This is a genomic window from Natronorubrum sediminis (assembly GCF_900108095.1).
In the GTDB taxonomy this organism is placed as follows: Archaea; Halobacteriota; Halobacteria; order Halobacteriales; family Natrialbaceae; genus Natronorubrum; species Natronorubrum sediminis.
Map to the genome: position 1 here is coordinate 370,541 of NZ_FNWL01000001.1, position 14,851 is coordinate 385,391.

Annotated in this window: 15 protein-coding genes; 7 read left to right on the plus strand and 8 right to left on the minus strand. The window is 49.1% G+C overall.

Annotation, left to right across the window (positions count from 1 at the left end):
- Window positions 1-12: 12 nt before the first annotated feature.
- From BLW62_RS01850 to BLW62_RS19170, 3 genes are read right to left on the minus strand one after another with little or no spacing between them, the layout of a single operon-like run.
- Window positions 13-1,317 carry a restriction endonuclease subunit S gene (locus BLW62_RS01850; protein ID WP_090504381.1) on the minus strand — a complete coding sequence of 435 codons (1,305 nt, stop codon included), beginning with the start codon at window positions 1,315-1,317 and terminating at the stop codon, window positions 13-15.
- A complete protein-coding gene (locus tag BLW62_RS01855) occupies window positions 1,314-2,882 on the minus strand; it encodes a type I restriction-modification system subunit M (RefSeq protein WP_090504384.1) in 1,569 nt (522 codons plus the stop codon). Before BLW62_RS01855 ends, BLW62_RS01850 begins: the two co-directional genes overlap by 4 nt.
- 27 nt (window positions 2,883-2,909) lie before the next feature.
- Window positions 2,910-3,074: a hypothetical protein gene (locus BLW62_RS19170; RefSeq protein ID WP_217630527.1), complete on the minus strand. Its 165-nt coding sequence runs from the start codon at window positions 3,072-3,074 to the stop codon at window positions 2,910-2,912.
- Window positions 3,075-3,163: 89 nt separating this feature from the next.
- Here BLW62_RS19170 and BLW62_RS01860 point away from each other — a divergent pair, with 89 nt between their 5' ends.
- Window positions 3,164-3,703: a TATA-box-binding protein gene (locus BLW62_RS01860; protein WP_090506377.1), complete on the plus strand. Its 540-nt coding sequence runs from the start codon at window positions 3,164-3,166 to the stop codon at window positions 3,701-3,703.
- Between the two features lie 102 nt (window positions 3,704-3,805).
- Here BLW62_RS01860 and BLW62_RS01865 read toward each other — a convergent pair whose 3' ends face one another.
- Window positions 3,806-4,153, minus strand: coding sequence for a DUF6908 domain-containing protein (locus BLW62_RS01865; RefSeq protein ID WP_090504387.1), 348 nt, complete (start codon window positions 4,151-4,153; stop codon window positions 3,806-3,808).
- Window positions 4,154-4,284: 131 nt separating this feature from the next.
- Window positions 4,285-5,247 (minus strand): DUF4268 domain-containing protein, encoded by a 963-nt coding sequence (locus BLW62_RS01870; RefSeq protein ID WP_090504390.1) that lies wholly within the window; start codon window positions 5,245-5,247, stop codon window positions 4,285-4,287.
- A gap of 139 nt (window positions 5,248-5,386) precedes the next feature.
- Between BLW62_RS01870 and BLW62_RS01875 the strand changes: the two genes are divergently transcribed.
- Together BLW62_RS01875 and BLW62_RS19175 are read left to right on the plus strand one after the other, a co-directional pair.
- A complete protein-coding gene (locus BLW62_RS01875) occupies window positions 5,387-6,007 on the plus strand; it encodes a hypothetical protein (RefSeq protein ID WP_139305362.1) in 621 nt (206 codons plus the stop codon).
- Between the two features lie 249 nt (window positions 6,008-6,256).
- Window positions 6,257-6,760 carry an HNH endonuclease gene (locus BLW62_RS19175; RefSeq protein ID WP_090504395.1) on the plus strand — a complete coding sequence of 168 codons (504 nt, stop codon included), beginning with the start codon at window positions 6,257-6,259 and terminating at the stop codon, window positions 6,758-6,760.
- A 72-nt stretch (window positions 6,761-6,832) separates the two neighbouring features.
- Here BLW62_RS19175 and BLW62_RS01885 read toward each other — a convergent pair whose 3' ends face one another.
- Window positions 6,833-7,933, minus strand: a complete 1,101-nt coding sequence (locus BLW62_RS01885; protein WP_090504398.1) for a PDDEXK family nuclease — start codon at window positions 7,931-7,933, stop codon at window positions 6,833-6,835.
- Between the two features lie 591 nt (window positions 7,934-8,524).
- On the opposite strand from BLW62_RS01885, the gene BLW62_RS01895 reads away from it, so the two are divergent.
- The 4 genes from BLW62_RS01895 to BLW62_RS18255 are packed head-to-tail and all read left to right on the plus strand — an operon-like array spanning window position 8,525 to window position 11,988.
- A complete protein-coding gene (locus BLW62_RS01895) occupies window positions 8,525-9,619 on the plus strand; it encodes a CRISPR-associated protein Cas4 (protein WP_139305363.1) in 1,095 nt (364 codons plus the stop codon).
- Entirely contained in the window at window positions 9,616-10,395 is a 780-nt protein-coding gene (locus tag BLW62_RS01900; RefSeq protein WP_090504403.1) for a transcription initiation factor IIB family protein, read from the plus strand. The genes BLW62_RS01895 and BLW62_RS01900 overlap by 4 nt, the downstream gene beginning before the upstream one ends.
- Entirely contained in the window at window positions 10,388-11,338 is a 951-nt protein-coding gene (locus BLW62_RS01905) for a recombinase family protein (protein ID WP_090504406.1), read from the plus strand. The genes BLW62_RS01900 and BLW62_RS01905 overlap by 8 nt, the downstream gene beginning before the upstream one ends.
- Window positions 11,335-11,988, plus strand: a complete 654-nt coding sequence (locus BLW62_RS18255) for a hypothetical protein (RefSeq protein ID WP_139305364.1) — start codon at window positions 11,335-11,337, stop codon at window positions 11,986-11,988. Before BLW62_RS01905 ends, BLW62_RS18255 begins: the two co-directional genes overlap by 4 nt.
- Before the next feature lie 29 nt (window positions 11,989-12,017).
- Here BLW62_RS18255 and BLW62_RS01910 read toward each other — a convergent pair whose 3' ends face one another.
- A complete protein-coding gene (locus tag BLW62_RS01910; protein ID WP_175459657.1) occupies window positions 12,018-13,397 on the minus strand; it encodes a recombinase family protein in 1,380 nt (459 codons plus the stop codon).
- A 164-nt stretch (window positions 13,398-13,561) separates the two neighbouring features.
- Entirely contained in the window at window positions 13,562-14,692 is a 1,131-nt protein-coding gene (locus BLW62_RS01915) for a tyrosine-type recombinase/integrase (protein ID WP_090504413.1), read from the minus strand.
- Window positions 14,693-14,851 lie beyond the last annotated feature (159 nt).

A 14,851-nucleotide genomic window follows, 5' to 3' on the forward strand; every position in this document is an offset into this window, starting at 1 on the left:
TGAATTTCCTCTTTAATTATTGTCAGGGTCAATACGGACGTGTCCAGATAATAACTCTGGAAGGAGAGTATTCCGCACCTGTTCCAAGGTTATCGACTCTTTTATATTATGATTGATTTGTTCATGTAAGGGGCGTACAAGGTTGTCAAACGCCTGCCTAACTTCCTTGGGAGGAAGGATCACACGCAGGTCTTCTATTTCGCTCACATGCAATGTCTCGAAGATTGATCGAGACAATGTTTTTCTCCCGATTTCTGCCTTCATCAATGGAGACAACATATATTCTCTTAGAAGAGGAGGCGATAATTGTTCTTTATCTGGACGAATACAAACTAAGTTCCTTCCGATTGCACCCTCCACTCCCTCTGGAATTTGAGCTACTGCTCCGACACGCCCGTCTTTCGATATAATTACATCACCTGGCTTCGCTGTTATTCGTCTTGTCCACTTTTCATAATCTTCTGCGGAAATGAGGTATTTGTTATCCAAAGCTAACTCGCCGTTTTCGCCAATGTCATTCACTTCAATGTAGAAATTCCCGTAATCTTGCTCATCAGGTTTCTTTGAATGCAAGCAGTCTACTACCTTTGCAACTTCTGACATTTGTTTTACCTGCCATTCGTCCGGTATTTCTCTACCAATCCCATCTCGGTATGAACGAGGTTCTTCTTCGAAAGGCTCTAACTCAATAAACCAATTTCGAAATATTGCTTGGGAAACCTGATTGCAGAGACTTATCACTCGCTTGTTTGAATCAATTTTGGAATCTAGGTTATTGAGCGCTTCCCCGATCCTCTTCTGCTCCTCCATCGGTGGGAGAGCAACGAGTACATCATCAAGCACATCCCAGTCTGCACGGGGCATTCGAGTTCCTGTTGAGGTCTTATCCGCTATATTGATGAAGTCTTGTCGAAACAGCGTATAGTGAAGAAAGTCTCTATCTACGCCCTCCTTGGGACGTATCACATCCATATCAGTGGAACATACACCACCAAATTCCGTCTTGATTACTTTCCTAAAATATGGGCGCAAACGGCCAAATAAGATATCTCCTTCTTTGAATCTGTATTTTTTACTTGAAACCTCTTCTGCGTAACCATGACTTTTCGCCCTTGTTGAGGATTTGTCTAGGTGTTTCAAACTTAGGTACTTGTCCTCCGGAAATTCCTGAGGATCAACTCGATTACTAACTCTCTCTTTTAATTCGCCTATTCGAACGATGTCCCATCCGTCTGGAATTTCCTCAGGAGCCAGACTAAATTTATGCTTGCTCTCGGGTTCCTTATTAAACTCCGAGATATCTTTTTGAGGGGTCAAAATCCAACCTCCTCAAGAGTCTCTTCAATTCCTTGTTGGAGTTCGTTCGAGCGCTGGATTTCTTCCCGAAGCTCTGAACTGAGCTCACCCATTTTCACATCAAACGGCACTTCATCTCCAATTTCTTGCTCAACACCAACGTACCGGCCAGGTGTGAGCAGATAATTATTGTCGGCAATCTCATCTACTGTAGCTATCTTGCAAAATCCAAGTTCGTCCTCATATTCGGAAACCCCGTCTTCTCCTCGATAAGCCCGTACAGTGTCTGCGACTTTGTGAATATGGTCGGTGTTCAGGTGATTCGTGGTACGGTCAAGTGATTCATATAGGTCATGAGCGTCGATAAATAATGTTTCTTCAGAACGATTTCTATACTGGTCGGAGTCTTTACCTTTGCTAATCACCCATAGGCAAACCGGTATTTGAGTCGTATAAAAGAGCTTTTCGGGAAGTGCAATAATGGCATCTACGAGATCGTCCTCAATAATCTGTTGCCGAATTTCACCTTCAGTTCCCTGTACTGACATTGAACCATTAGCCATGACAGTCCCGGCCATACCATCATCGTCCAAGTGGTGTATCATGTGCTGAATGAAGGCGAAATTCGCATTATTAGCTGGAGGAAGTCCATATTTAAAACGTGAATCATCATCAGAGACCGTTTCTTTCCCCCATTCGCTCATGTTGAACGGAGGGTTGGTGATGACTTTATCTGCGCGAAGATTGGGGAACCGATCGTTTCGGATGCTATCCCCGAGTTGAATGTTACCATCGATACCGCGCAGGTAGAGATTCATCTTACAGATACGCCAAGTAGCATCGTTGACCTCCTGCCCAAAGATGGATACCTGGCTTTCGTCTCCTCCCTTTCGCTCAAGGAATTTGTGACTCTGAACAAACATCCCGCCTGAACCACAGAACGGGTCAAAGATGCGTCCCTCAAAGGGTTCCAAGATCTCCACCAGTAGTTCGACAACGTGTTTCGGCGTATAGAACTCTCCACCACGATGGCCTTCTTTCCGGGCAAATTCCTTGATGAAGTATTCGTAGACGCGACCGAAGACGTCCTCGTCTTGAGTGTCTTTTCGGTTGCCGAGGTCGAGTTCTGCGAATTCGTTAAGCAGTCCTTCCAGTGTATCCTGAGGAATCCGCGAATATCGTTTCGGCAGCATTCCATCGAGACGGTCAGGGTTCTCGTTTTCGATAGCCCTCATCGCATCGTCGATCTGTGCCCCGATGTCAGGGTCTGTTGCGTTGTCAATGAGTTGCTCCCATCGCGCCTCCTCAGGAACATAGAACACGTTCTCACCGTGGTACGCGTCCTTGTCCTCCAGAATGAACTGACGCTCTTCGTCGTCATCCCCACAGTAGTACATCGAATCTTCGTCGTTCGTCAGTTCACGAAGCTCAACCCGGCGCTGTTCGAACGCGTCAGACATGTACTTAAGAAAGAGGAGGCCGAGCACGATGTGCTTGTATTCTGCTGACTCAACAGGCCCGCGAAGTCCCTCCGCAGATTGCCACAGACTCTTCTCGAAATCGCCGTTGTCGCCGTTAATACTCACACTCTCATGCTGGTTGTTCAGGTGACTTCAACTTTTGCCAATTCCATCAGGAGGTGTCAACTGTTGATAGTCCTTCTTCAAGATGCCCAATTGTTGCATTAGCGTGTTTTCGATCCGTAGTCCCACACTGATGACTTTTCCACTGGCAAAAATCAGGAGCGTGACCTCGAACTGTGACGGACGGTAAATCAGCCCGGGTTCTTATTCGTGGTTGAGCATGGATGGGGCATCAGAAGGTTATAATCCGTGGCATCAGAATCATCTGTGTACAAACGAGTAAGATGGTAAAAGTCGTTAATGTTGTTTCATCGGGGTCTCTGGGGATAGAACTTGATCTGGAGGCAGTAACCCAAGAACTGAACAGAGTTGCCGACTATGACCCTGAGAAATATCCAGGGGCCTACATCCGACTCAGCGAATCCTCACTCCTCATCACGCTCTACCGGACTGGGAAGTACATCATAACAGGGGCAGACTCCGAAAACGAGGCTAAGGCTATCCGTGAAGAGTTCTTACACGTTCTAAGTGATCATGACATACTAACATCAGCGGACGACGAGTGGTTCAGTGTCCAGAACTACGTGTGTACCGCAGACGTGGGGAAACAACTGAATCTCTCGGCGTTGGCCATCGGGCTTGGGTTAGAGGTAACGGAATACGAGCCGGAACAATTCCCCGGATTAGTGTATCGCCCACCGGAGCATGATTGTGTTCTCTTGGTATTTGGTTCAGGACAGGTAGTAATAACCGGCGCAACCGACATAGAGTATGCTGAACAGGCGTTTTCAGATCTCCAAGCACGTATCGAGGACTTATTTTGAAGGACTATTGCTCGCTACGTCCCGATTCAGGTATGTAGAAGCCTTGGCACATCCTGTGGGCGATCCCAGGAACGGAGCGATCAGGACCGTAGCTTTGCTGAGTTACTTTTCCGCGGCCTCTACGAATCCTTGTTGCCGGAGATTTTGATCCCAGTGCTTGATGAATCCGTTCAGCTGAAGACCGTCTTCGTCACGTTGGTACACTCGTGGATGCTGCGTGAATTCGATCGGGATCCAGTCGCCGTTTTCGACACGGAAGACGATCTCAGGATCGCACATCAGATCACATCGCTGGACGTAATGATGAGCCACGCTAATCTGCTGTTGGCCGACTTTTTCGATCGCCAAGTCATTGTACCCGGGGACTTCGACGGTGTAGCTCTCGTTGACGTCCATCTGCTCGACTGATTGGATACCTAACTGTGCAAGAATTTCTTGTACTGCCTTCATCCTGGAATTGAACTGGTTTCGTTTTCGTACAAAAATGTCCGTAGGCCCCCTCCATCACACATGTGTTAGAGAATATATCAGTAGCCATACAAACTGCTTGCAACTCTTGCATGTTGTTCGATCTGTTCCGTTCACAGTCGCTGGAGACGGTCACCGAGCACCTCGTGGAAATGTTCGCCGTATTCCAGAAACCACTTGATATGCTCGTCCCACATTTCCCGGTCGTCCAGCGTACCGTCTGTGCGGAGTTGAATCGCACTCCGCATATTCCCGCTCCGTGTCTCTTCAGGTTCATCCCAATTGAGCGAGTGACCAAGCTCCTCTTCGATTTGCTCCTTGTCCTCGTGGAGTTGCCAGAACGCTTGCTCGTCGTCCTCGACGAAGAGGGTGATGCCACGTTCCTCCGCTTTCCGATCAAAGAGGAAAGAGATGTGAAACCCGGATTTACCAATTGGATTTGAATAGTAATGACGGGGGCCTGGCTTCCGTGCGCTGAGAGGTGTTTGTTCCTGCTCAATTCGATTACGGAACATTGTCCAGAACTCTTCACGGCGTTCCGCCTGTTCGGAGAGTTCGCCCTCTGAACGTCGTGCTTTGGCTTTCCACTCACTGGGTTGGTCAACCGGGTTAAGGCGGAACGCTGGCGCGGACTCACCGATTTTCCACACTTCAAGTCGGAGGGCGAAAAGGTCCACGCCTTCTCTGCTGTTGCTATTCAACCACTGGACGGCGTCTCGGTGTTCATCGTTGAATCGGGGGGCGATCCAGACGATGATGTCTGCGTCTATGCCTGCAGCATAGGCGATGGCTTTGCCGAGATGGTCGTGATCGGATTGCGTGAGCTGGTTCTCAATCACGACGTTGCGTCCGTCGGCTTCGACTCGCGCGAGGATATCAACGCTGTATTTCCCGACACTCTTCTCAATCTCGACCACGTCTAATTCTAGGCCGAGCATATCCTCTAGGTGCGATGTTTCGTCGGATCGGATCTCCTCAGCCAACCACGGCGTGAACTCTTGGGCTTCATGCTGCCAGTACTCTCGAACGTCTTGTTTCTCAAGATCGCGGAAATCGAGATCGTTAAAATTTCCCATTATTGGATGTTCACACCCGTAGGACAAAATTCTGCGGGGCGTTTAATCACTGGCAGAAAGTGTCAATGTCTCCTGCGATAGTCCAATTTCCTGTTCTGACTAGTCAGAGTCATATAACTTGGCTGGAAACAAGCAGAGCATGGCCAAATGGTTTACAGAAAAGGGTGCGACAGGAGAGGTATTACTCGAACGACGTGGTAAAGACTGGTTTGTTGCTTCTCCACCGGGTGACGGTGACATCAAATGTATGCTGGAGGACGAAGAGTTGGTCGATAGCTCTTCAACCGAGCAGCGAGTTGAAGCTACCGTATCTAATTTTATGCGTGGAACCGGTGGGGATGAGAGCTTCCTCTTCTTGAGTTCGCCAAATGCTGAACACGAAAGCGAAGCCAATGAGTCAGAATCCAATGATCGATCTCCTACTCCCACTCCTTCTGACAGTAAAACGTCTTGGACCTCAAACGAAACATGGCAGCTCAAAGATTTCCGCGGGTCTGGAGAGTACGTTGATGTCGAAGCGACGATTGACTCGGTATTCTACGCCAAGAAGGACACAAACGGTGTACCCGATATCAAGGGGGAACTCACCGATGATAGCGTCCTAAATCCAGTCTATTTCATCGTCGAGGACGGCACGACTCATCCCTACCTCAAAGAAGGGAAGCGATTCCTGTTCAGGAATGTTAAGGATCATTACTACAAAAAACAGGCCGAGGTTCAGGTTGTCATTAGCAATAGTACCGACTTTATCGAACGATGACACCGAAATCGATTTCAAGTGCTAACGACGATCGCGGAAAATGTCAAGTGTCAGTTTAGCTTTTGGAGGTTGTCATAACATTTCCATAGACTTGCTTCTCTTTCTTATTCCTACGAACTAATTGGCTGAATTCCTTTACGGAATATACACCAGCAAATCTAAAAGATAGTCATATAAATAACCGACTATTGTATTCTCTCAATTATAAAAGTATTAGTAGCTTCAATTATCTCTTTATGAGAGACGATTGTGTCGTCCTCAAGCCAGTATCCCGATAACTGGGACAAGCTCCGCAAGCGAGTCTACAAGCGAGATGGGTACCGATGTCAAAGCTGTGGTGCTGGCGGTGGTACAAATGGTGACACAGTCCTTCATGCTCACCACAAGAAACCCATCGCAAATGGGGGCTCACATCGTATGTCGAATCTGACAACCCTCTGTCCCTCGTGCCACAATGACGAGCATGAGCACGACATTCAAGCATGGAAAGATTCCTCAACAAATAAATCTAACTCGAAAACGTCATCAAACCGAAATCGATATTACCACACTTCGGACGGTCGCAAGAGAGTTAATGACTGGGATTGGGGAAGCTCGGCTGAAGAAGTTCTGGAGGAGGAGAAGCCAGAACCGGCTGAAGTTGCATTCGGAATAGTGATAATTTTGATAATTGGGATCTTGGTGTTCATCTACTTTGAGATCGTTTTAGCGGCGATTGCAGCGTTTGCCATCTTGTATCTGATGACTCGTTAAGACATAATTGAGCTCGCGTCAAGTAGTTGTACAGAGGATACGTGAACTGTTCTATAACACCCTCACTAAGAGCTATTGAGGCGAAACGCCGAAGACCTCATAGAGTCGGTCAAGTGTCTGCTGGTCTCGTAATTTTGTAACCGTATTCTGGTTTGCGTATAACCCCTTCTCCCAGAACGCGTCTTCTATGTCTCTCGTCTCTATCCAATCGACACCGATGAGATACTCCCGGAGGTCGGGGTCTTCGGAATCCTTGCTTAAGTCACCTTCAAGCGGTGCTTCGGTGATCGGAATTTCATCTTCCTCGCCTTCCACATCAACCATAAACTCTGGTGCCGGTGTCTTCTCTTGAGTTACTATACCAACACCGATGTATCCCTCTCCAGGATGATTGACAAATATGCGTTTTCCCTCTTTGGCTTTCCCCATCGTTCGGTGATACCACTCACCGTGACCACCAGTGATGAACCCGTACTTGCGACCATCTTCCCATCTGCGGTACTCGTTCTGTCCGAAATTCGCGTAAAAGTCGAATCTGTTCCAAGGTTTCCGGGCGTCTTCTTCTTCCTCTTCTTCCGATTCATAGGGGTCTTTTAGCCAAGTACGGGCGATGTATTCGCGCCCATCTTCTTTGTAGTAATTGAATCGGATCGCATTTATTGGAACTTCGTATTCTTCGGAGAGATACTCAATAATACGTTCCGTTGAACTATCTAATTCCGAGGAAACTATCGTCAGCATGTGCTGGCTGTTCACATCTTCAGGTCCTGAGGGAGCATCATCTTGTGTAGGATAGAATGCAGAGTCGAATCCTACTTCGAACGTATTGTCGTGTTCGTCCGAGGCTTCGTATAGCTTCTTCACATCCTGATAGTCTAGGTGCCGAACCCAGGATGCATAGTCGATAACCTGCGCCGTGACGTCACGCGGTGATTGATCACGTTTCAATTCTACCACATGGAGGTCGCCTGCCTCGTCGATTGCCAAAATATCAAGACGGTTCCCGCTGGGGGTCGTTATTTGCCGGTCGATGACCAGAAGGGGTTGACCAAGCACGTTTGGGTCCTGGAGGAGGAATTCTTCAAGACGCTCTTCACTGTCTAACTTTGTGGATGAAACTCGCTTGAAGGAGTCGTCGTTCTCAACCCGCCAGAGTCCCAAATCAATCGGCATACCTCTTGTTTAATCCATATTCCGATAAATCATTCTTTTTGACTTTAATCCACTATCTCGCCAGGAAATGGTACTCCCTTCGTTCATCAATGGAGTAACTAATCTCGATCAGTTGTTGAGGTCGAGGTGTAGTTAGGAAGCCACCAAACTGTTGTCCGCCCACCGACCTTCTTAGATTCGAGAGTATCTACTTCTTCGAGCTGAACAAGTCGGTCATAGACTGAACGTCGTTTGATAGGAAGCTCAGTGGAGACTTCAGAAGCAGTCAAAACGGGATCGGCAGATTGGCGGAAAACCTGGAGAATTTCCTCATCAGAAACCCGTGGCTTCGGTCCTCGCTTCTTTTCTTCGCCCATTCATCCTAACGACGTGTGCACAACTTCAAAAGGAAACTCCACCATCGTAGGAACTAATTAATGATTTAGAGAGTCGTGTACTCCACAAATACCTAAAATACCGCCATCGTAGGAACTATATGGTGAATTGCCGGCGCATGAAGGTTCATATCCAGAATCGGTGGTTAACTGTGGGAGAGTCATTCTCTGATCAAACCTCCCTATTCGAAACGATCGATAAGCAGGGTGAACGAAAATGACGTTCCCAGATCTGAATGAACTACTCAAATCTGAATTCACGGATGACGATGTCTCCGCTGCGACCATAAGCTTAGTTGATCAGATACAGAGTACTTCATTTGACCGATGGTACCGTGCACAGGAGTTCGCCTCCAATATTCAGAACGGGCAGCCGTACTTCAATGGTCCCAGTCCAGTTCCTGATCCGATCCGTCATAGCCCGAGTCAACTCCTGCAATGCACTCGCAAAATCCACTACAGACAGCACAACGCTCCGAAAGAGACTGCAGACCCGTTAGGCATCTTTTGGGTAGGCGAACACGTAGAAACCGACCTAATCCTTCCGTACTTCCAAGCCGTTGCTGACGACGACGTATACGTCCAGAACGGTATTTGGGTTGACTTCACGGTTGAATCTCGGACTGGGAAACTGCGTCTCAAAGGCGAAACCGACCCCGTTTTTGTTGATGCGGAAGGCAAACCGGTTCTGCTGACCGAAATCAAAACGAAAGATTCTATCGAACATCTCGACTCACCAAATGACCACCATCTCGCACAGGCGCACGCCTACATGTGTGGTTTGACACAGAAATTCGACCGCCGGATTACTGACGCGTTGCTCGTCTACGTGGATCGCTCAACTTTGGATCTCAAGTCGTTCCATACGAAATTCGACGACAAATTTTGGAAAGACACGGTCTTGGACTGGGCCGCAGCGCACACCGAGTACCAAATGGACGAAGAATTGCCACCTGCTGATCCCGAGTACGAGTGGGAATGCCGGTTCTGCTCTTATCGAGTTCGATGCGGGCGAGGCAACACGTCTCATCAAGACCACGGTTCGAGCGGGTTGCTCATCGGATATGATGGCTACCCACGTGAGGCCGTAATCGAGTATCTTGAGGAAAACCCAGATCAATTCCTGACACCGTCGATAGCGCGGAAATATCCCGATCTTGCAGAGGAATACGGTGTGATGAACTGGTACTGCGATGGGTGTTCCTCCGATGTTGGTTGGGATGAAGTTGACCCAAATGGCGATCCATTGTGCCCCAATTGCGCTGACAAGGGGGAGATATCGTCTCTTTCGCTTTCAGGGAGGGGACGATGACACAGTCGGTATACGAACAAAGCGAACTCTGTCCCGTTTGTGAATCAGATGATATCGACGATTCTGTAGAGGTGTGTGACGCGATCTGTGAATCCTGCGGGTTCGTCATTAGTGAGAACACGGATTCCACTTCATTAGAATGGGATGTAGCTGAAGGATTCTTCTCATCCTCGGAGGATAAAGACTGGATGTCGGAATGTCGAATCAGAAACGCAACCGACCAACAACTTGCGGAGGCTTTTGAGACGCTGGAGGAGTTTGCTAACCAACTCGGGCTTTCAGACGATTTGCGGGGAAAGACAGCGGAGATCTACTGTGATGCATTTCGAGCCGAAATCACTGACGGAAGGGTAACCGCTTGTATTATTGCGGCGTGCCTTCGATTGGCATCCCGACGTGGAGACCTTCCGATCCCGATGAGCCGGCTTACTGAGTTTTCGAGTGTTGACGAAAAGAAATTCCATCGCAGCCACCTCGCCCTGTGTGACGAGTTGGATATAGAACCTCGTACGCCAGCACCATCGGAGTACGTATCGTTCCTTCAATTGGAACTAGGACTGACAGATGCCGATTATGAAGAAGTAGAACAGCTCGTGGACGAAGTTGAGAGAGAGCAGATGTTTGTGGGGAAGGATCCAGCTGGGATTGCAGCTGGAGGTGTCTACCTTCTACAAGAGGATTTTACGCAGTTGGATGTTGCCAAGGCAGTTGGGCTGTCAACTGAGACTGTACGACAGCGTGTCAAAGACCTCCAGAAGGTTTTCGACGATGTTTGATCAGGAATCTGTGCGTGAACGAGTTGCAGAAAACGGGGAGACTCAGCAACTCCGAGCATCAGTATACGCGAGAACGTCGTCTAAAAGTCAGGAGTATGGGTACTCATTAGACGCGCAAGTACGTCGGAGTATAGACCGATGTGAATCGCTCGGATGGAAGGTTTGGTTCGTTTTCCGTGACGAGGCTGAGAGTGGTAAGGACACGGATCGTCCGATGTTCCGGAAAATGCTGAGTGCCGCGGAGAAGCAGGTATTTGATGTGGTCGTGATCTGGAAGCTGGATCGATTTTCACGGAGTCTGATGCACGCAGTACAGCTGGAATCTGAACTGAGACAACACAACGTGAGTCTGTACAGCGTAACGGAACAGATCGATACGACGAGCGCGACGGGACGGTTCAACTTCAGGAATATTGCTAGTGCAGCTGAATTTGAACGGGACATGATAAAGCAACGGACCCAGATGGGGCTCAACGAACTTGCGTCCGAACTGAAGTGGCCGAATAACTCGCCACCGTTAGGTTATGAGTTGGATTCTGAAAGAAAACTCATGCTCGTAGAGCAGGAGGCGGACATAGTTGCTGGGATATTCGAACGCTATATCGAGGAACGATCGATGCCGGAGGTTGCGAGGTGCTTGAACGAGCAGGATATCCAGACACGAGAAGGGGGAGAGTGGACACCACGGGCAGTGGGTGACATCTTACGGAACGAGATCTACGCAGGAGTCTACGAAGTCGCAGACATTTCTAAACATGTTCCTGAGTACCAAATAATTGATTCAGATACGTTTGAAGAGGTAAAATCGATTCGTCACCGATTCCAAGGAGGTGGTGCTTCGAAGTCATCAATGTCCAACCCACGGAAGGAGCGAGCGATCAACAGAATACGAGAAATGTATCAGGAGTACCGTTCGGCTAATTCCGTCGAGGATAGATTATGATTGTAGCGAACTACGACATGCTTGGTCGTATTTTTACTGGCCCCGAACTGCAGTTACTGATTGAGGAGAATAGCCATGACCTGTTCGACTGGCCGCTTACATGTCCGATTTGTAATAGACAACTCACCTACCAAAGTGCCTCACTTGAACGGCCTTTCACTTATTTTTCTCACTCTGATGGAAGCGCAGATTGTTTCGAAACTAAATCTACGTCTGATGAGCACAGACTCGCTATCGAATACACAGTAAAAGCACTCTATAACCGAATCAGTGAGGTAACCGGAGAACCAGTAGTGATTGATGTGGAAAAGTGGATCGGCACACGGGAGAAGTTCGTTATTGCAGATGTGCGAGTCACATCTCCACTTAATATTGCTGCTGAAATATTCTACAAAACAGAGAGGCTTGCGCTCGGTCGTAGACTCAGAACGGTGTTCGCCAATGATTTCAAATCATATCTGGTGTTCCATACAAATGGCAAACATAACCCTAATCGAATTGAACGCTATCTTCAACAGGTAGCTCCGATCAGGGTTGGTCGCTTCGATGCTAACACTCGGGAAGTAACACTTGGCGATCTGTTTTCTGCAGAACAAGTCACATTGAGCCGTTCCGATCGGGATCGCTTACCTAATTACATCGCTCGATAGCACTCCGACACGTCCCATTTCAGACGCGTTCAGAGGATTGAGTGTAACTTATCCAGATTCACCAGCATCTTCATCATTTCACGCTCCGATTCGTTTGGCCATCGTCGATAGAAATCGCATTCAGCGTTGGAACATTCATACATGCGAGATGCGTGTTCTCCGTCAATCAAGTACTGACCTCTGGAATTCAGCCTTTCACGACACTTGGGACATTGTAACTCTACAATAGGACTGGTGGCCTCAACTACGAACGGGCTGAATTCTTCGTTGTAGTCGGCTGGGGAAAATGTCACATTCTCATTAGAGCTGTGTTTCTTTCTTAGCTCTACTATGATTTCCTGAGCCTTTTTAAATTTATCTTCACTGACAAGAGCCAACCCAGGATCCACTATGCTTGGGTATGGCTCATAGTGTTCAAGTGACGTGACCGGGATTGTCGGTTCACCCTTATAGAGCGGCCGACGTAACATCGAACGAATTTGAGAATAGGTCAATCCAGAATCCTCATTTATATCTCCATCCTCATTTGTCTCTTCGCTAAGACGGCTGAGTTCCTCGCTGTACCTTTCGTTTATTATCGATTCTACATCTGCATAGCTTTCTTGCTCGATGAATTCGTCGAAGATGTCCCTGATTATAGGTTTCATCCACTCAATCGGCTGTATCCAGTCTTCTTCGTCAATACGCACGTATCCTACAGGGACATCACTACCATACCACGAACTCCATTGTTTGTCTTTTAGGAAATTATCTGCCTTGGATCTGTGTGATGATCGAGCTCGGTTCATCGTTCCAAAATCAGCCATCGAAGCTAACATCGTCACCTGCATCTTGTCGGTTGGTTTGAGAACGTCGAATTCTTGTGTCCTGGTTAATAACTTGACGTCACACTTCGTTCGCAGGTGTTTGATGAACATAATCGTCTCCGCGACGCTTCGACCAATTCGGTCAATTGTGTCCACGAAAAGGTGAGTTACTTCGTCGTTGTGTGCTAATTCCGCAACACGCTGGATTCCTTCTCGCTCGAAATTTGTTCCAGTCTTCCCCTCATCCCTGATGGGTTCCTGCATATAGGTTCTCATATTCGGATTTGCGTCAACTATGGAAGTGAGTTCATCTTCTTGGGATTCTAATGAACGACCATCCTCCTTCTGTTCATTCGAACTCACGCGTACGTAGATGAGTACACATTTTTCGGCCTCGTCGATCTCAGTCTCGTCACCTGAACTACCCCCTGCTGGCTCACTGCCGTTTTCAACTTCTCCACTGTCGTGATGAGAAGTCCCACTTTGAGAAACAGGCTGCGTACTGTCACCGTCGCTCTGGGTGTCGGGCGAATTCCGAGCGTAGTCCCAGAGTGATCCCTCAGATGAGGTCAGCAGCAATGAACTGCCGACAACGGGGACCACTACGAATCCGCCTTGACTTAAGTTTGAGGCCAAGGCTGAAATAAAAGATTGTATACGACGATCGAACGCATACCGTATACAATCTTTTATTTCAGTGTGGGGGCAATCGAGGTAGTCTGTGAGTGCCGAACGACGGGGAGCTGAATCGATCAGCCAGCCCGCCTTCATAAGTACCCACCCCCGTTTTCGTTAGCGTGCTTGTCCAAGATCTGACGACGCACTTCGCGGCGCTCCTCTTCCGTTGTCTCATCATAGTATTTCCGGATGACCTCCTCCGTGACATCACAGCGATCGCTGAGGAGGTCGATGGGGACGCCGTTGCGCCGGGCGTCGGTGATGAAGCCATGTCTCAGCGTATGTGGCGAGCGGCTGGACGGGCACTTCGAGGCGTCGTCGCTCGACCGGTTTGCCTCGCAAGCCTCTGGATCGCGGTCGTGGGGGCAGTCAGTGCCGATCGAACAGGGTCGGCTCCAGCGGTAGATGCAGCGGCGGAACGTCGAGTTCGAGATTCGGCCGTGCGAGGTTGCTAGGAGCGGCTCACGGCCGTGGTCGTCTTCGACATCCGGACGCGTGTTTGTGAGATAGTCTCTGATGACGTCAGCCTGGGCCGGGGTTAGTGCGACGTGGCCTTCGCTTTGCTCACAGTTTTTCAGCCGGGTCTCCGTCTCTGGGCGGTGGCTGAATTCCAGGAAAGGTGCCTCGTCCGCAAGGTGGGTGTCGTCACAGTCGAGCGCGATTAGGCAGCCGGTGCGGCGGCCGGTGCCAGCGGTGAGGGCCCAAATGACGTGGTCGAGCGACGCGTATTCGAACGTGGCGAGGTAGTCGAGGACGCGCTCGACTCGCTCAGGATCCATATCGACGTCCCGGACTCCGTCACCGTCTCTGAGGTCGGGGATGGAGATCGAGTTACTAAGGTCAGGTGTAACCGCGTCAATGTCTTCGAGGTACTGAACCCAGTTCCGGAGTACGAAGAGGTCGTCTCGGATAGTCTTCGTCGCCAGCTCCTCAACCTCGTCAGTGGAGTCGTATCGCCGCCAGGCGATCATGTCGTCGAGGGTCCGACCATCGAGCTCGCGGAGATCCTCAATGCCGTTCCGGTCGAGGTATTGTCCGTAACGGCTGAGTTTACGCTCGTACTCGGTGAGGGTGTTCTCGGTGAGTTCCGAGCGTCGCTTCTTCAGGTAACGCTGGATGCCGTGTTCGGGCGTACACGGTTTGAGATCAGGGCCGAGTTCGTTGGCGAGTCGCTCAAGCAGGTCTTCCTGGGAAAGCTGGTCGATCGAGGACTCACTCATCGATCCCACCTCGAATTTTTGGCGTGGTCTTGACCGAGGTCCGTACGATCCACTCCTACGTCGCTTTTCAACGAAATCGCGTCAAAGTCTACTTCTTCAATCAGGTTGGCACGCTGCAAGAACTGTTCCAGAGGTTCTTCTTGTTCGGCTTGAGTTCGA